Below are 16,233 nucleotides of genomic sequence, written 5' to 3' on the forward strand. Positions count from 1 at the left end.
ATCCGCCGTAGCCTGCCGCCATGACGCGCACCCGGGTCGCCCTCGCGATCGGGGCCGCCGTGCTCGTCTCCTTGGCCGGCGCCGGGATCGGCTGGGCGGTCTGGGGCGACGACGCCTCGACGTACCGCCACGCACTGGAGAAGTACGGCGGCGAGGACGGCGAGGCCAACCGCTACGTCGACCTCGAGGACGGCGAGGCGCAGCTCTCGATCGGCTCGCCCGACCGCCACCGCGTCGTGGTGCAGTGGCGCGACCCCGACGGCACGGGGTGGACGGCGCCGGAGACGGTGTGGACCGACGAGGAGAACCTGGCGATCGACAACACCGTGCGGTACGGCGGCGGCACGGTCGCGATCCTGGAGACCTTCTCACCGCCCGGCAGCGAGGACGACCACGACGACATCACCGTCGGCATCGTCTGCCGCGACCTGGTGTGCGAGACCCGCCGCGACCCCGGGTTCGGGGGCGAGCCGCAGGTGACGCCGGACGGGAGCACCGCCTACCTGGGGCAGGACGAGCGCGGCGTCCACCTCTGGACCGAGGACGGCGGCATCCAGCGGCACCGCTGGTCGGGCCACCCCGGGTACGACGGGGCCGCGCCCTCCGAGCCGCTGCTCGCGCCGGACGGCTCGCTGCGCGTGGTGAGCGCGGCACCGGCCCGCCGTACCTGCCGGCTGGAGCTGCTGGTCTCCGAGCCCGGCACCGCCGACCTGAGCCCGGTCGCCTCGGCCCCGGCGCGCGTGCGGGGCGGCCGGTCGGACTGCCGGACCTCCCTCATGACCTACAGCGACGACTGGGTCCACGTCCTGGCCAGCGACCGCGACATCGCGGCGGACTTCTGGTTCGTGCGCGACGGGGAGGCGTGGACCACCACCCACGACGACCCCAGCGGCCTGGTGCTCGACGACCGCAAGCGGGGCTGCTGCGACACGTTCGTCAACGGCTTCGTGCACTGGAACGACGTGGCCTACGGCTCGCCCGACGGCCGGCGGCTCCGCGTGCAGACCCACCTGCTCGGCGAGGAGACGTGGAGCGAGCCGCAGCTGCTCCCGATGGCCGGGCCGGGCCACGAGTGCACCTGGCTGGACGCCTACGAGGTCGGCGACACCGGCTACGTGATCGTCGCGACCTGCAACTCCGGCCGCAGCCGCGACGAGTTCGACGGCGACGCCTACGCGATCGCGGCCACGACCGACCTGCGCACGTGGGAGACCGCCTTCGTCCCCGGCGTACGCCGTGAACCGGTGATCGACGACGACGCCGTCCGCGTCGGCGGGACCACCTGGACGCCCGAGGACGGGTTCACGACCCGCTGACCGCTCGCTTCGCGAAGGCCCGGGAGCGCAGCAGCCAGCGCGGGACGGACAGCATCGAGGACGACGCGGGCCACGCGCTGCCGCGGAAGTAGGCGTCGGTGCCGCCGTCGACGTACACCACGCTGCCGCAGAGGAAGTCCGCCGCCGGGGAGAGCATGAACACCGCCCACTCGGCGATCTGGCCGGCGTCGCCGAGGCCGCCCACCGGCACCGGGAAGGACTCGATCCGATCGCGGTCGGGACCGTCGAGCTGGGTCTGCAGCAGCGGGGTCATGATCGCGCCGGGGGCGATCGCGTTGAGCCGGATCCCGCTGCCGGCCCACTCCGGTGCGACGGCGGTACGGCGTACCCACCGGCTCAGCGCGAGCTTCGACCCGCCGTACGCGAAGGCGGCCGCGTTGGGCCCGAAGACCTTGAGCAGCCGGGCGCGGACCCCCGGCCGGTCGTGCAGGTGCGCGGCGACCAGGGCGCCGGGGATGCCCGGGGTGACGCTCGCGGAGTTGGACCCGAAGACGACGACCTTGCTGGACACCCCGGTCCCGGCCGCGGTCGCCGCAAGCGTGTCGCGCCAGGCGAGCAGCAGCTCGGTCGGCGCGACGTAGTTGACCTGCGCGATCAGCTCCTCGCGGCCCCGCACCGGCCCGACGCCGGCCGCGAGGACGGCGCCGTCGAGCGAGCCCGCCGCCCGGGCGAGCACCCCGGCGACGGCGGTACGCCGACCGGCCGGCGTGGCCAGGTCGGCGACGACGTCGGCGTCGCGCAGGTCGACGGTGATCGTGGTGTGGCCCGCGGCGCGGAGCCGGTCGACCACCTCGCGTCCCATCCCGGAGGCGGCGCCGGTGACGGCGTAGGTACCCATGGCGGGCAACCTACCGACGGCGGGCCGCCCCCGCAGGGTGATCCACGCGGAAGACCGGCCAGCCGATCTCGGTGCGCCAGGCGGCGGGGTCGGGGGTGTCGCGGGGACCCACCAGGTAGGTCTCCCGGACCGGTCCGGCCACCGCCAGCGCGTTGGCCACGACCCAGCTGCCGACCTCGCCGTAGGTGACGTCGATGTCGTCGTGCTCGCCGACGTGGGTGGCGACGGCCAGCTCGACGGCCGGGAGGGTCACCGGGTGCACCCGGCCGCGGCGCGGGGGCCGGGTCGTCGGGCGGTAGACGAGCACGTGCCCCTGGCAGACCTCGAACAGGGCGTTGTCGTACAGCCCACCCGGGGCGCCGGTCGGCTCGTGGACCGCCGCGTCCAGCTCGGCCATGGCTCCGGCGTACCAGGAGAACACGTCGTCCTGCACGACGTCGCCCTCGACGGCGGCCACCGTGGTCGTCGGGACCGCGCGCAGCTCGACCTGCACCGGCGCTGGCTCCGGCGCCAGCAGCCGGCGCAGCGACGCCACGGCGGAGCGGGTCCGGTCCAGCTCCGACTCGAGACGCCGCAGGTGGCTGGCGACGAGGTCCGCCCGGGCGCCGGGATCGGGCGTCCCCAGGATCCGCTGGACGTCCGGCAGGGGCACGTCGAGCTCGCGCAGGCGGTGGATGACCTGGGCGGTCGGGATCTGGTCGGGGCTGTAGTAGCGGTAGCCGGACGCGTCGTCCACGGTCGCGGGCACGAGGAGGCCGGCGTCGTGGTAGCGGCGCAAGGTCCGCACGCTCAGGTGCGTGAGCCGCGAGAACTCGCCGATCGCCAGCATGGGTGCAGTCTGCACTCTCCCCCGGGGAGAGGGTCCAGTGCTTGACCCTCCTCGCGGGGCAGGCCGCACGGTGGCGTCATGACCACCCCGACGACCGTCCAGACCACGCAGCTCCCCGCCACGATCCGCGCCTACCTCGCCGCACACGGGGCGCAGAAGGCGGACGCCGCACTGCGCACCTTCTCCGCGGCCGCCGTGGTCGTGGACCAGGGCCAGACCTTCCGCGGGACCCAGGAGGTCCTCGACTTCCTGCGCGGCGCCGGGGCCGAGTTCACCTACACCACCGAGCTCGTCGGCGCGCAGCGCATCGACGACGAGCACTGGGTGGCCGCCGTCCGCCTCGAGGGCGACTTCCCCGGCGGCGTCGCCTACCTGAGCTACCGCTTCACCCTGGCCGGCGACCTCATCGCCGAGCTGACCATCGCCCCCTGAGGGCACCACCAGAGAGAGGAAACACCATGTCCCAGAACACCACCCCAGATGCCTCCACGAAACCCACGGTCGTGCTCGTCCACGGAGCCTTCGTCGATTCCTCGAGCTGGAACGGCGTGCTCGCCGAGCTCCGTCGCGACGGCTACCCGGTCCTCACCGCGGCGAACCCGCTGCGCGGTCTCGACGCCGACGTCGACTACCTGCGCTCGATCCTGAACAGCGTGGACGGCCCGGTCGTCCTCGCCGGGCACTCCTACGGCGGTGTCGTGATCAGCGAGGCCGCCGACGGCAACCCCCAGGTGCGCGCGCTGGTGTACGTCGCCGGCTTCATCCTCGAGGAGGGCGAGAGCGCCGGCGAGCTCGCAGCGAAGTTCCCGGGGGCCCAGCTCGCCGGCTCGCTGCGCCGCGTGCCGGTCACCGCTCCCAGCGGCGAGGGGCCGGTCGACGACCTCTACATCGACCAGGAGCAGTTCCGAGGGGTCTTCGCCGCGGACGTGCCGGAGGAGGTCACCGACCTGCTGGCCGCCACGCAGCGGCCGATCGTCGCTGACGCCCTGGAGGCGAAGGCCACGAGGACGGCCTGGAAGACCATCCCGTCGTGGAACCTGGTGACGCTGAAGGACCTCGCCATCCCGGCGGAGGCCCAGCGGTTCATGGGCGAGCGGGCCGGGTCGCGCAGCGTGGAGGTCGACGCCTCCCACGCCGTGACCGTCTCGCAGCCGGGCGCCGTCGCCCGGATGATCGAGGAGGCCGCCCGCGCGACCACCGCCGGGTGAGGGGAAGGCTGACTACGCACCGACCACGGTCGGGTAGCCCGGGGACCACGGGTGGGTCAGGTGGGCGTCCGGCTCGACGCGGCGCCAGATCGGCTCGCCCCGGATGCAGAGGCCCCAGAAGTACGTCGCGCCGCACGTGACGCAGGCCAGGTACGAGACGATCGTGTACTTCGTGTCGCGCTCGAGCAGGGCGACCATCTGGTCGACCGGCACGTCTGCCCTCAGCACGCGGAGGCGGCCGGCGGCCAGCCTTGCCTCAACGTTGGCCTGCGTCGCGAGCAGGTCGAGCCGGTCGCCGGATCGCACCGCGACCTCGTCGCAGCAGGAGCAGTGGCCCGGGTCTCTCACGCCGGGGAGCCTAGGCTCGTTCAGCCCTTGTTGCGGGGGTGTTGGCGAGCCACCCGCTCGTTGCCGTGCCGGTAGTTCCCGGTCCAGCGGGCCATCACCAGCTGGGGATCGTCATCGACCTCGGCGAGGAACTCGGCAGCACGGCCGCCCCGCAGCGTCGCGGCCACCCGGCCGTGGTGCGTGATGATCACGCTGCCGTCGGCGCGACGTACGTATTCGAATCCGTCTGCCGGACCGCCCATCCGACGACTGTAGCCACGCACGGACCCACCGGCTCGGCGCGACGTGAGCGGCTCGTCCGCTCGGCACCCCTACGCTCCAGCGCGATCGTGAACCCAAGGACCAGCACGGCGCTGGCCGCCACGAAGCCCAGGACCGCCAGGCACCCTTCACGTAGGTTGCGCCGACGCCGCGTCGCCCCGCGGCGCACGACGCGGGGCGACCAGCTCGGCGAACCAACCGGCGACCACCTCGGGGTCGTGGCGCAGCGCCTCCTCGTGCACTGCCACCTCAGTGAACGCGAACCCGGGCACGTCGGCGGAGGCCGAGAACGGGAAGCAGGGCAGCACGCCCTCGCGAGCCATCAGCTCGATCAACCGCTCGGTGACCAGGTCGGGCTCGACCTCGGCCGCGACCTGGAAGGTGGCGGTGTGCGGCGGGTCGGGGGTCACCCGCAGGCCCCGCCCGACTAGCGCCGCGGCGAGGTCTCGCGCCCAGCCGGCGACCGCGGCCATCTCGGGGAGCCGGTCGCGCAGCCCGACCAGCGCACCGACGGCGTACGGCGTCATCCGGTAGAGCGTGCCGCCCATCCGGGTCCGCCAGAGCCGCAGCTCGTCCGCCACGTCCGCCTCGGCGACCACGGCCGCGCCCGCGAGGCCGCCGAGCCCCTTGTAGAAGGAGACGTAAACGCTGTCGGCCAGCCCGGCGATCTCGGCCAGCGGCCGGTCCCAGTACGGCTGCGCCTCCCAAAGCCGGGCCCCGTCGAAATGCAGGGGTACGCCGAGGTCGCGGCAGGCCTGGGACACCCCGACGAGCTCGTCCCACGACGGCAGCAGGCACCCGGCCTCGCGCAGCGGGAGCTCGACCTGGACCGCCCCGAGCCCGGTCGGGAGGGCGCGCACGTGCTCGGCCGTCGGCGCCTCCCGGCCCTGGGTCAGCCACTCGAAGCGGAACCCCTGCAGCAGCCGCGGCCCGTCCTGCTCGTGGCGCAGCTGGTGGGACAGGTCCGGGAGGGCGACCCGGGTCGACCCGCGGCGGTCGCACCAGGTGCGCAGCGCGGCCTGCTGGGCCATCCCGCCGCTCACGAAGAACACCGCGGCGGGCTTGCCGAGCAGCGCGGCCACCTCGGCTTCCAGCCGCTCGACCGGGCCGCCCGCGCCGTACCCGTCCCAGCGGTCGAGGCCCAGCTCGGCGCTCGCCCGGGCGAGGGCGGCGAACGTCTCCGCGGGGGTCTCGCGCCGGCGCCAGCCCACCACCGGGCAGTCGAGCATCGCGGAGCGGAACCGGGCAGCGAGGTCGTCAGTCACGCGCTCAGTCAACCGTGCGGAAGACCCCGCCTGCGCCGGGAACCCGCCAGAGCACGCGAGAGGGGCTGCGCACGTGAGTCCCAGACTCTGTCAGCACCCATCAAGTCCGATCCGGCACGCGCATTCCACCGCAATCGACGCACGGCCACAGAACGGCTGGTTTAGTCACGCCGCTTTGCAAGTCCTTGCAGCCAGTCAATGGTGAGTCTGTCGTAGCCGATAAGGGTCGCGATCGCCTCACGAGGCTCCACCGTCGGACGCTGCGCGCCCATCAGCGCGTTCATGACTCGCAGCCCTCCGGCGGGGGAGGTCACCCGCCGGGGCGGCTCTCGTTCAAAAGGGCTGGCTCGCGGTGGGGCGACCCATCGGGAGCTGCAATTCTGCGAAGGGTCCTCGCGTGCTCTGCGTGGACCCCGTCGTGGGGTGTTCGTACATTGACGATGGCCCCGAATTTCGGTCTTCGCTCCTAGAATCCACGCTCAGGACGCGCCTGATCTGAGGTCGCATGATCAAATCTGCGAAGAGCGTCCGAGGCCTGCACCCATGGCCGCCGAAATCAGCACCCATCGACGTGCGACCGAAGGGCCGCAAGTCAGGTCAAGGCAGTCCAGCGGAGATGAAACTCGAGCCACAGTTGGCGCGTCTTCGCATGAGACCAGCCGCCGGCGTCCTCAGACCTTGCACTTGCCCGCGGTCGCGCTGGCCACTTTCAGGCTTTGGCTGGCGGTCTATTCGACGTGCTCCAAGAGTTCCAGGACGTACCTGCTTGGCCCTTCGTGCTGGAGTTCCCAGAAGCCGCCCTTGTTCGTCCAGCCACTGCCAGTGATCAGGTACAGCTCGTTGCGGGCACGTGTGACCGCCACGTAGAACCCCCGCCTCTCCTCGGCGACGGATTCCTCGTCGGGAGGTTCGCGGTCCCAGGCGGGAGGACCGGTAGGTGGCCACAGCGGGACGCTGCCCTCAACCAGACCCGGCATGATGACTACATCAAACTCCCGCCCCTTCGCCGACTGATACGTGGTCACGGTGACGGCAGTCGGGCTAATGCTCGACGCCAGGCCCGAGACCGGCACATCTGTCAGCTCGAGGAGCCTCCAAAAATCCTCCTGGTCCGTCTCGTCTGGTAAGGCGTCAATCAACTCTCGGATGCCGACGGCATCGGCGAGTGCCTCGGTGAACTCATTCGCGGCCAGTTCGGGCTCGCCGTGCGACGAAAGGAACTCGGCGAGCTGGCGACCGCGGCTACGCCGGAACTCTCGGGTCCTGTTCTGTGACAGCCTCCCGAGCTCGTACGCCAGCGCGGGGATCGTGAGATCAATGGGAAGATTCGCTCCTGGCGTATCTGACAGCGCGCTTCGCAACGCACAGCGTGAGACCCATCGCGCAAGCGGTCCTTTCGGGATCACGTCGGCGCGGTCGTGGAAGTACTGGACACCTTGACGGTCAAGCTCTAGGAGAAGAGCCGTCAGGAACGCCCCCTTTCTGGGATAGAGCAGCGCGATCTCCCCAGGGGGCACACCGGCCGACAGTTGGTCCTCCACCAAGGAAACAGCTCGCGAAGCGTGCGCCAATTGATCCCCCTCAACCGAGACGTGATGAATTACGCCCTCAACATCTCGCACGTGCCGCTGTGCTGGTGCCGTCGAGGCAACGAAGGCTGCGGCTGCCGCAACCAGCGATGCTGCCGAGCGATAGTTCAGATCCAACTGGACGGCTTCAAAGTCTGGGCGTTCGCAAAGTTCGAGCAGGAAGGCAGGGCTAGCTCCGGCAAAACCCAAGACACTCTGGTTCGGGTCGCCCACGGCTGAGATCTCTGTGCCAGCAGCATGCAGCGCGGTGACGACCGAGTGCAGCGCCACTCCTAGGTCCTGATACTCGTCAACGAGGAGATGGGTGAACCTGTTCGCTACCAGACTGAGGATGGTCGGATCTTTCAGAGCCTCCAAGGCTCGAATGATGACTTCTTCGAAATCAAGCACCCCACGTTCGCGGAGGGTCTGCGAATAGGCCTCCGCAACTGCTCGAAGGGGCTCATCTCCTTTAGCAAGACTCCCGTCAGTTGCAATTCCGCGGCGTGCCCGGGTCAGCGCGAGCTTTGCATCGAAGCTGTCCGCGATTCCGTGCTCGGTCAGGACGTTCGATTCCACCCTCGCCGCGGCCCTCTCGGACAGGATTTTGACACCGTCGGGGAGCGTTCGCGGCAGGAGGTCTCGGTGGGTAAGAAGGATTTCGTTGAGACAGAATGCGTGGGCGGTACCAATTGAGACTCGCCGTGATTGCGGAAGCCCTAGGCGTCCGAGGCGTTCCCGCATCTCGTCGGCTGCGGCGTTGGTAAAGGTGATCGCCGCAAGTGCCGACCGGCGCGGTACCGAGGTAGCAAGCAGATGCGCGGCACGGACGGTGAGGACGCGAGTCTTCCCGCTACCGGGACCTGCGAGAACTACCACGTCGCCGTCGTGGATAGCCGCTTCTCGCTGGCGGTCGTTCAGTGCAGCCAGCGCCTCGGCCAGCCGCACAGACTCGGGCGAGAGAGTCATCAGCTGGCTTCCGTCGGAATGACCACTGGCGCCCCAACCATCGCGGCAGCCGCGCTGATCGCGTCAATCATGTAGCGCAACGGATTGCTAGAAAGGTCCTTGCCAGACAACAGCACGACCGGGTGACTCTCGTGCAGGGCGAGGATCTCGTTGGCGACCCGCTGCCCGAGACGTCCCTTGCTCACGTTGTCGACTGCCAGGAGTAGCGAATGGCGGTTCTCCGGCGTGTTGCTGCTCAGGAGGTCGTTGACTCGCTGAGCCGGATCCGTCGTGGCATCTGGACTGAGGAGGAAGGAGATGGCAGTCGCGAGCTCGGTGCCCAAGAGCGGACACATATCTACTTCAAGGGTGTGGTGGCCCACGTAGATCCCGGCACTCGCAGCCTCGGAGTAGAGGGCCTCGGGGTCAATCGTCGTGTCACCGCCTCGAAACGCAACAACCTTCGCCTCAAGGGCCGTGCCATCGACGCCTCCGATCAGCCGGGCAGCTCGCACCAGACCACTCAGCGCCACCTTCACGTCTTGGTCGCCGTCAGTCATCACTAGGTGCGGGATGTCGAATCCCCCCGGCCCCAGGAGTTTCCGGTACGGCCCAAAGTCGGTTCCCTGAACGCTGGCGACGACAACCCCCCAAGCGTCGAGGTCGAACCCGAGACGTTCTGCCAGGCTGCGCACGATGTAGACGTCGGCGATTCCCTCGACCAGGACGACTGCCTTCGCGAACAAGAAATCAGCTCGACTGGTGTCGAGATACCGATCGAGGTCCGCCAGTTCCTCTGGAGTGAGATCAGCGGTCGGGATGGTCCGCGCCGCTGTGACTCCCGTGGACTGGTCCGATCGAAGTAGGACGAGGGACGCTAGGTCCGCAACTGCGGCGATGTTCGGACTGTGCGTAGTGAGCACTAGTTTCGTGTAGGCCCGTAGCAGGAAACCAAAGAGCTTCCGTTGAAGGGTGGGATGGAGATGTGCCTCTGGCTCTTCGACCCCAAGGACGAAGTCGAGTTGTGCGTCATCCTCCGTTCGGAGTGCCAGCCGTTCGAGCAGAAGTGCTAGGTACACGACGTTGGCACCACCGGTGCTTGTGTCGCTAACGTCCCTGCTCCGCGAGCCGTCGATGAAGAGTCGGAGACTTCGGACTAGTTGTTCACCTCGGCTCGCTGCGACGCCCATAGTGGGTTCGATACTGAGGTGCTTGCCGCTCATATCGTCGAGGCGAGTCTTGAGACTGGTCCCAGTGGCCAGCAGCGCCGTGTCGGCTGCGATCTTGTCCGTCGCCTCACCGATTGTGGCAAGCGCTGTGTCGATGACTGTCCGAGACGGTGGGCGCATTTCAACGATGGCGGCGAGCGGGCTCGTGCGCCAGCTTGCGAGATCTCGGGCAGCGTCTCGGAGCGCCGGAACAACGGTCAAGGGCAGCTCGTCGACGATCCGGCTTGCATCCCGCGCCTCGTCCGACCCGCCGAAGATTCGCCAAACGAAGTCGTGCGCGGTTGCTTCAGTCGCATCGTCGTCAGCCTTATCGGGGCCGTCCTCGATGCGCCACACGTATGTGACACGGGCGGTCAAGGGGCTTTTGGATACGATCCAGCCGTCGAACTGACTCATCGCGCCTGTCGAGTCCTCAAAACCTTGAAGCTCGACCTCGACTCGAACTTCGACGTCGACAAGCGGTGTTGACGCGAGTGTGGCCGCGCAGACATCCGTCTCTCTCAGCCGGCGCGTGTTCCGGGGAAGCGTCGGATCAAGAACGAGCTGGAGTGCCGCGAGCAGGTTGCTCTTGCCGGCGCCGTTTTCACCAACAACGATTGCGTTTCGCGGAAACGGATCGATCACGAGGTTCTGAAAGTTCCGGAAGTTCGATATACGGAGCGCACTGATGTGCAAGCGTTCCTCGTCTCGGCTGGGAGTGGTTCACACGAACCATAGCCACGCTGGACCGGCGATACAGGCTTGGTTGGGCAAACGCGTGAATCACCTTGCAGCCCACTCCGGCCTGAGCCGCCCCGGAGTTTCCGGAGTCCCCCACATCACATGAAGGCATTAGGGAGCGAGCGTTCTACCTCGGCGCGGAACCTCCCGAACACACTTAGGTCCCAGCCGTAGAAGGATGTCACGTACGACAGTGCTTGGTAGAACGCGAGGACTGCGGCGCTCACCTCCTTCTCGACGTCCGAAACGTCGAGCGTCAGCTGGGCGAACAGCTCGCCAAGATGTTCCGGGTGCGGCAGCCACTCGGTCATCTGGCGGCTCGGGTACAGCGTGGGATGCGTGACGATCGAGAGATAGTCGTACATCGCCTTTGCAACGTCGCCGTCGATGCGGACGCGTTGTTGTTGGCGAGAAGGTCGTGCATTTGCGAGACGGCCGCCTGGGGTGCAGGGAAGGACTCGCCGCCCAGCAGACCCTTGCCGGGGTCTCCTTAGTCGAGCCAGGGAATCGACTCAGGATCTCCGCCCTCATCTCCACCCACGCCTGCACGTGCTCCTGATGAGTCTCGGATCCGTCGTCCATGCGGCCCGCAGCCTTTTTGGCCTGACCAGCATCGGCTCCGCCGTGCAGAGCACTGACGCGGAACTTTGAAAAGTCAACCGCTGAAGGTGCGACCAGGCACGGGCAGGAGTCTCAGGCCACGGTGACATCGGGCAGCGCGTGCGTTCTGACATCGTCGAGGATGGCCACGATGTCGTCGACCTGGTCGTCGGTGAAGAGCGTGTCTGGGCCGTGCGGGGCGTGGTCGGTGAACGGCGACTCGTAGAGCCTCGCGACTTCCATCACGCCGTTGGCGGTCAGGTGCTCCACGATCAGCTGAACGAAGCGGAGCTGGTTGGTCGAGAACGAGGTGTCGGAGAGGTAGCGGTCGAACGCGGCGGTCGCGGCTTCACGGTCCAGCCCCACCAGGGACCGGACGAAGAGGCCGAGACCGTGGGCCTCCTCGCGAGCTTTGGCGATGTCGGTCTCGGTGCCGGCGCCGGACTCCAGCAGCATCGTCTCCAGCGAGGTGAGGTCATCGGCGGTGAGCTGGAGGTTGCGGCGCAGACGCTGCAACGCGAGGTGGTCCTCGTGATCGCGCAGGTAGGCCCGTGCCTTGGCGCGGAAACGTTCCCAGTTGGTGCCGGGCAGAACACCGGGGAGATCGACGATGCTGGCGTCGCCGAGCTCGTCCTGGAAGTCGGAGTAGACGATGGCACGTTTGGTCGAGTCGACGAACCGCACCAGCCCCCGGACCCGTCGACGGGCCAGCTCGAGCATCGGCAGGGTCGCATCGACCCACCACTCGTCACCGGCCAGCTGATCGAGGAGCTGTTCTTGGGCCTTGACCGACGGGATGGTGGTCTGGCCGAGCAGGGCCGAGCTGATGTCCTGGACCTGCTTGCGCAGTCGTTCGTAGGTGAGGGCGTCGCTCTCAAGGCGGGCGAGTTGGAGACGCAGCAGGATCAGGTCGAAGCGTTTGGCGTCCTCGTCCTCGTCGCGGTGGGCGGAGGGCAACCCGGCCAGGTGGCGGGCGATGTCACCGGCCCTGTCGGTGTCGAGACGCTTCCACGAAGGCCACTCCGCGTAGGTCTCGACCCACTCCCGAGCGGGGCGGACCAGGAAGTTGTCGACGTTCATGCCGGCGACCACCTCGTGGAGCGACCAGGCGATGTCGACGCGAAGCCCGCGCTCAGACGTCTCGCCCTCCCCCACCTCCGGCTCGTCCTCGGTGTCACCGGAGGTGTGGTCGAGGGCCGCGACCAGTCCGAGGCGGGCCTCGAAGAGGCGCTCGGCGAGGGACTTCTGCACCGAGCCGCCGACTTCGGGGAGGTCTTGGCTGAAGTACTCGAGGTTGCCGCAGACGTCGAAGACGTAGAAGTTCTTCTTGTCCTCGCTAGGCCCGTACAGGTCGGGGCACAGGCGGGTGCCGCGCCCGATCATCTGCCAGAACTTGCTCTTGGACCGGACGGCCTTGAAGAAAACGAGGTTGACGACCTCCGGGACGTCGATGCCGGTGTCGAGCATGTCGACGGAGATCGCGATGTGCGGAGCCTCGTCCTTCATCGAGAACTTCTCGATCAGGGTTTGGGCATACGTGACCGAGTGGGTGATCACGCGGGCGAAGTCGCCGGCGTAGTGGGGATAGGCGAGGTTGAAGCGCTGCTCGATGAACTCCGCGTGCTTCTGGTTCTTGGCGAAGATGATGGTCTTGCCCAGGCGGTCGCCGCCGGCGACCTTGTGACCGTCCTTCATCACGGCCGCCAAGACCTTGTCGACGGTGTCGGCGTTGAACAGGAACCGGTTCAGCTCGTCGGCGCTGACCGCGTCCGGGATCTCCCCGTCCTCGCTCCACTCGTAGGAGTCCCAGTCGTCCTTCTCCTCCTCGGAGAGCTCGTCGTAGCGGATCCCCTGGCGCAGGAACTTGGTGGACATGGACACCCCCACCGGGGGCACGAGGTAGCCCTCGGCCACGGCCTCGTCGAGGCTGTAGGCGTCGGTGGGGACGCCGTCCTCGAGGTTGAACAGGCCGTAGGTGTTGCGGTCGACCTCGTCCTTGGGGGTGGCGGTCAGGCCCACCAGGAGCGAGTCGAACCAGGAGAAGATCGCGCCGTACTTCTGGTAAACCGACCGGTGGGCCTCATCGATCACGACCAGGTCGAAGTAGCCGGGTCCGAACATGCGTCGGCCGCTGTCGATGTCGTTGATGAGGTTGAGCATCGTCGGGTAGGTCGAGACGTAGACCCGGCCGTCGTTGTTCTTCTCGGTGACCAGGTTGACGGTCGTGACGTTGGGCAGATGGGTCTTGAACGCATTCGCTGCCTGGCGGACCAACGCGGTGCGGTCGGCGAGGAACAGCACTCGCTTCACCCAGCCGGCTCGCATGAGCTGGTCGACCAGCGCGATCGTGACGCGGGTCTTCCCCGACCCGGTGGCCATCACGAGCAGGGCGTCGCGCTGCTTGGCGGTCAAGGCGTCCCCGACGGCCCGGATGGCGCGCTGTTGGTAGTGCCGTCCGACGATCTCCTTGCTGATCGTCGCGGTGACCAGTGGGAGACGACCGGTGCGGCGTCCCACCATGAGCTCGAGCTCGGCTGCGGTGAAGAAGCCCTCGACCTTGCGGGGCGGGTAGCCGGCGGCGTCGTCCCAGAGCCAGGTCTGGTAGCCGTTGGTGTAGAAGACCACCGGGCGCCGGCCGGTCATCTGCTCGAGGCAGTCGGCGTAGAGCTTGGCCTGCTGCTGGCCGACCGCCGGCTCAATCGTGGTGCGCTTCGCCTCCACCACCGCCAGCGGCAGACCGTCTGCACCCCAGAGCACGTAGTCGACATAGCCGGTGTTCTTCTCGTTCGGCATGCCCATGACCTCGAACTCGCGGTCCCGGTCCTCGGTAAGTAGCCACCCCGCCTCGCGGAGCAGCTCGTCGATGATCAGCTCGCGGGTCTTGGCCTCGGAGTAATCCCGGGTGTCCGGCAACGTGTTGGCAGCCTGTGCCGCCTTGATCTGCGCCCGCAGCTTCTCGATCTCGACGTCCTTGGCCGCGGCCAGGTCGTCGCGCTCAGCCAACGCCGTCGCGTGTGCGTCGTCCTGGGCCCTGAACTTCTCCGCGAGCTTGACGACGTCGGAGCGGCTCAGTGGCGCGTACTTCCCGGCCGCCGACAGGTCGAACACTGCGCCGGTGGGCACAGAGGCAGGGTTCGTGGAGTAGCGGAACGCAGTCCACAACACGACGTGGTGGAGCTCCCTCAGGACGTCGACAGCCGCCTTCGCCGGGATCGGCTGGGTGTCGTGCACAGCCTTGTTGCCGAGACTGCGGATCAGGTTGAGCTTCTGCCCGATCCCCACACCGACCCGGTTGCGGAACTCTGCCTGGTTGATCCGAGCGGCGAGGTCGTTCTTGTACGGCATCGGCAGGCGATCCACGTCGTAGATCAAGCCGACCAACTGCTCGGCAGCGCGTCGCGCGTAGATGCACGCGGTACGCGGATCCGAGGTCAGGTAGCCCTCTGCCCGCGCACAGTCAGCGTGCGTCTGCGGCCACTCGCCCTGGATGAAGTCGAAGTTGCTGGTCACGCCTCTCCCCCGCTGAGTCGCCGCCCATCATGTCGGTCCCGACACGCTCAGAGGGGAATTTCGGGCAGTTCGGAGACCACGATCCGGGCGCCGGGGTGCTCCCCGCTGCGGGCCGGTCGCTTCGAGGCAACGATCCGGTCTACGCGGACGTCGTCGGTCTCCGTACGGGAACCGGTGCCGGGCCGGACACCGAGCACACCCTCCAGCGCATCGACCGTGGACTTGATGAGGTTGTCCAGGTCGGGCTCGACCCGCCCGAATTGGTCTTGCGCCAGGAGGAAGTCGATCTCGACCTGCACCCGGCAGCCCTCGGGCAACACGCAACCCTCGAACACCGCCCGAGTGGCCTGCTTCCAGACCTGCTCGTTGGCGCCTGCGGAGTAGCCGGTGGGCCGGCCCGCCACAGTGCGAGCGAACGCGGAGACTGGTTTGGACGCGGAACGGGGCGTCCCCTTCGCCGCATGGGACCCGGACTGATCGAACCCGATCATTCCTCGTCCCCGTCGAGGTCGAAGTGCTCAGCGAGTCGCGCGAGGGTGAACTCCTGGCGGAGTTTGCAAGCGCTGTGCTGGCTGGCGAACATGCCCTTCTCCCAGAACCCAGCCTCGAGGGGCCGAGCGTCGATCCACTCGACCGGCACGACCCATTCGGCGTTGTCATCTTCGGTCGCCGGATCGCCCGGGTAGGACCCTTGCAGCGACTGGACGGCCAGCGGCATCCAGTTGCCGGCCACGCGGACCTGGGCATCCTCGAAGCGCCATGCAGGGGCCAAGACCCGTCCCACCGCCACGTAGCGCATCGGTGGGACGTTCACCCAGACGCGGGCGTCCTTCGGCAGGGCCCGCATGTCCTGCGAGAACATCTTGGCGCCGCCACCCGAGAGGAAGCCGAACCGGCGGGCGTCGTCCCACACGCGGTCACCGCCGCCGAAGGAGATGTACCAGTCCTTGCCGTTCCACGCGGCGCGCTTGCTCTTCTTGCTTCCCGTGGTGGCGGTCGGTGTCTCGTCATCCGACGCGGTCAGCCAGGAGCGGGCCAGGTAGCGACGGCCGTCGTCCTCGAGGTAGGAGAAGAAGACCGCGTTGACTGGCACACCGAAGTCGCGAAGGTAGTTGACGATCCGCTCCGAGCTGGCGTCGAGATCGGCAGCCACAATGGTGAGGCTGAGTTCACCGTTTAGCTCGTCGGGCGGTGCGGTTCCGAAGACGTCCTCGAACGCCGCCTCGAACGGCTGGTCGAGATGCTTGGTTGCGATGTCGATGATGTCGTCGCGGGATAGCGTCGCGGCCCACGAGCCGTAGTCGAGCACCTGGGCGACAACCTCCCGTGGAGTCTTGTCGCGCTTGAGCTCCAGCAGGTTGAGATTGCCCTCGTCGTCGATCGCCAACAGGTCGAGACGTGACCCGTATGGCGTGATCACCTCGCTGCCGATGACCAACAAGCGCTCGCCAAGCAGGGACGGGTCGCGCTTGAGGAACTCGTGCAGGTCCTTCTCTGCGGGGAGTACCGAGGTCGTCAGCGGCTTCGGCTCGTCGCCGTCGATCCGCCACATCCTCATCTCGACGGGCATCC

At 68.1% G+C, this 16,233-nt stretch carries 14 protein-coding genes; 3 read left to right on the top strand and 11 right to left on the bottom strand.

What is annotated here, in order from left to right:
- Positions 1-20: 20 nt before the first annotated feature.
- A complete protein-coding gene (locus H4O22_RS15705; RefSeq protein WP_182524279.1) occupies positions 21-1,316 on the top strand; it encodes a hypothetical protein in 1,296 nt (431 codons plus the stop codon).
- On the opposite strand, the gene H4O22_RS15710 is transcribed toward H4O22_RS15705, so the two are convergent.
- Both H4O22_RS15710 and H4O22_RS15715 read right to left on the bottom strand, forming a co-directional pair.
- Positions 1,303-2,175 carry an SDR family oxidoreductase gene (locus H4O22_RS15710; RefSeq protein WP_182524280.1) on the bottom strand — a complete coding sequence of 291 codons (873 nt, stop codon included), beginning with the start codon at positions 2,173-2,175 and terminating at the stop codon, positions 1,303-1,305. The two genes, H4O22_RS15705 and H4O22_RS15710, sit on opposite strands and share 14 nt — an antisense overlap.
- 10 nt (positions 2,176-2,185) lie before the next feature.
- Positions 2,186-3,004, bottom strand: a complete 819-nt coding sequence (locus H4O22_RS15715) for a MerR family transcriptional regulator (RefSeq protein ID WP_182524281.1) — start codon at positions 3,002-3,004, stop codon at positions 2,186-2,188.
- Positions 3,005-3,082: 78 nt separating this feature from the next.
- Here H4O22_RS15715 and H4O22_RS15720 point away from each other — a divergent pair, with 78 nt between their 5' ends.
- Together H4O22_RS15720 and H4O22_RS15725 are read left to right on the top strand one after the other, a co-directional pair.
- Positions 3,083-3,436 (top strand): nuclear transport factor 2-like protein, encoded by a 354-nt coding sequence (locus H4O22_RS15720; RefSeq protein WP_182524282.1) that lies wholly within the window; start codon positions 3,083-3,085, stop codon positions 3,434-3,436.
- A gap of 26 nt (positions 3,437-3,462) precedes the next feature.
- Entirely contained in the window at positions 3,463-4,212 is a 750-nt protein-coding gene (locus H4O22_RS15725) for an alpha/beta fold hydrolase (RefSeq protein ID WP_182524283.1), read from the top strand.
- Between the two features lie 12 nt (positions 4,213-4,224).
- Here the strand turns inward: H4O22_RS15725 and H4O22_RS15730 are convergent, their stop codons facing one another.
- The 9 genes from H4O22_RS15730 to H4O22_RS15770 form a co-directional block, all read right to left on the bottom strand.
- Positions 4,225-4,560, bottom strand: a complete 336-nt coding sequence (locus H4O22_RS15730; protein WP_182524284.1) for a hypothetical protein — start codon at positions 4,558-4,560, stop codon at positions 4,225-4,227.
- 20 nt (positions 4,561-4,580) lie between these two features.
- Positions 4,581-4,802, bottom strand: coding sequence for a hypothetical protein (locus H4O22_RS15735; RefSeq protein ID WP_182524285.1), 222 nt, complete (start codon positions 4,800-4,802; stop codon positions 4,581-4,583).
- A 147-nt stretch (positions 4,803-4,949) separates the two neighbouring features.
- Entirely contained in the window at positions 4,950-6,086 is a 1,137-nt protein-coding gene (locus H4O22_RS15740; protein ID WP_182524286.1) for a threonine aldolase family protein, read from the bottom strand.
- 728 nt (positions 6,087-6,814) lie between these two features.
- Positions 6,815-8,623, bottom strand: coding sequence for an ATP-dependent helicase (locus tag H4O22_RS15745; RefSeq protein WP_182524287.1), 1,809 nt, complete (start codon positions 8,621-8,623; stop codon positions 6,815-6,817).
- Positions 8,623-10,506, bottom strand: a complete 1,884-nt coding sequence (locus H4O22_RS15750) for an ATP-dependent nuclease (protein WP_182524288.1) — start codon at positions 10,504-10,506, stop codon at positions 8,623-8,625. The genes H4O22_RS15745 and H4O22_RS15750 overlap by 1 nt, the downstream gene beginning before the upstream one ends.
- Before the next feature lie 143 nt (positions 10,507-10,649).
- Positions 10,650-10,916, bottom strand: coding sequence for a hypothetical protein (locus tag H4O22_RS15755; protein WP_182524289.1), 267 nt, complete (start codon positions 10,914-10,916; stop codon positions 10,650-10,652).
- Between the two features lie 328 nt (positions 10,917-11,244).
- The gene (locus H4O22_RS15760; protein WP_182524290.1) at positions 11,245-14,661 is read right to left on the bottom strand and encodes a DEAD/DEAH box helicase family protein; all 3,417 of its coding nucleotides are present in this window, start codon (positions 14,659-14,661) and stop codon (positions 11,245-11,247) included.
- A 47-nt stretch (positions 14,662-14,708) separates the two neighbouring features.
- The gene (locus H4O22_RS15765; protein ID WP_182524291.1) at positions 14,709-15,065 is read right to left on the bottom strand and encodes a RusA family crossover junction endodeoxyribonuclease; all 357 of its coding nucleotides are present in this window, start codon (positions 15,063-15,065) and stop codon (positions 14,709-14,711) included.
- Between the two features lie 83 nt (positions 15,066-15,148).
- Positions 15,149-16,231, bottom strand: a complete 1,083-nt coding sequence (locus tag H4O22_RS15770) for a PDDEXK family nuclease (RefSeq protein WP_182524292.1) — start codon at positions 16,229-16,231, stop codon at positions 15,149-15,151.
- Positions 16,232-16,233: the final 2 nt, after the last annotated feature.

Source organism: Nocardioides dongkuii, assembly GCF_014127485.1.
Lineage (GTDB): Bacteria > Actinomycetota > Actinomycetes > Propionibacteriales > Nocardioidaceae > Nocardioides > Nocardioides dongkuii.

Excerpts from the sequence above, each read along its gene's own strand:
- H4O22_RS15705 (WP_182524279.1), top strand. The coding sequence starts at position 21 with ATGACGCGCACCCGGGTCGCCCTCGCGATCGGGGCCGCCGTGCTCGTC.
- H4O22_RS15710 (WP_182524280.1), bottom strand. The coding sequence starts at position 2,175 with ATGGGTACCTACGCCGTCACCGGCGCCGCCTCCGGGATGGGACGCGAG.
- H4O22_RS15715 (WP_182524281.1), bottom strand. The coding sequence starts at position 3,004 with ATGCTGGCGATCGGCGAGTTCTCGCGGCTCACGCACCTGAGCGTGCGG.
- H4O22_RS15720 (WP_182524282.1), top strand. The coding sequence starts at position 3,083 with ATGACCACCCCGACGACCGTCCAGACCACGCAGCTCCCCGCCACGATC.
- H4O22_RS15725 (WP_182524283.1), top strand. The coding sequence starts at position 3,463 with ATGTCCCAGAACACCACCCCAGATGCCTCCACGAAACCCACGGTCGTG.
- H4O22_RS15735 (WP_182524285.1), bottom strand. The coding sequence starts at position 4,802 with ATGGGCGGTCCGGCAGACGGATTCGAATACGTACGTCGCGCCGACGGC.
- H4O22_RS15745 (WP_182524287.1), bottom strand. The coding sequence starts at position 8,623 with ATGACTCTCTCGCCCGAGTCTGTGCGGCTGGCCGAGGCGCTGGCTGCA.
- H4O22_RS15755 (WP_182524289.1), bottom strand. The coding sequence starts at position 10,916 with ATGTACGACTATCTCTCGATCGTCACGCATCCCACGCTGTACCCGAGC.
- H4O22_RS15770 (WP_182524292.1), bottom strand. The coding sequence starts at position 16,231 with ATGCCCGTCGAGATGAGGATGTGGCGGATCGACGGCGACGAGCCGAAG.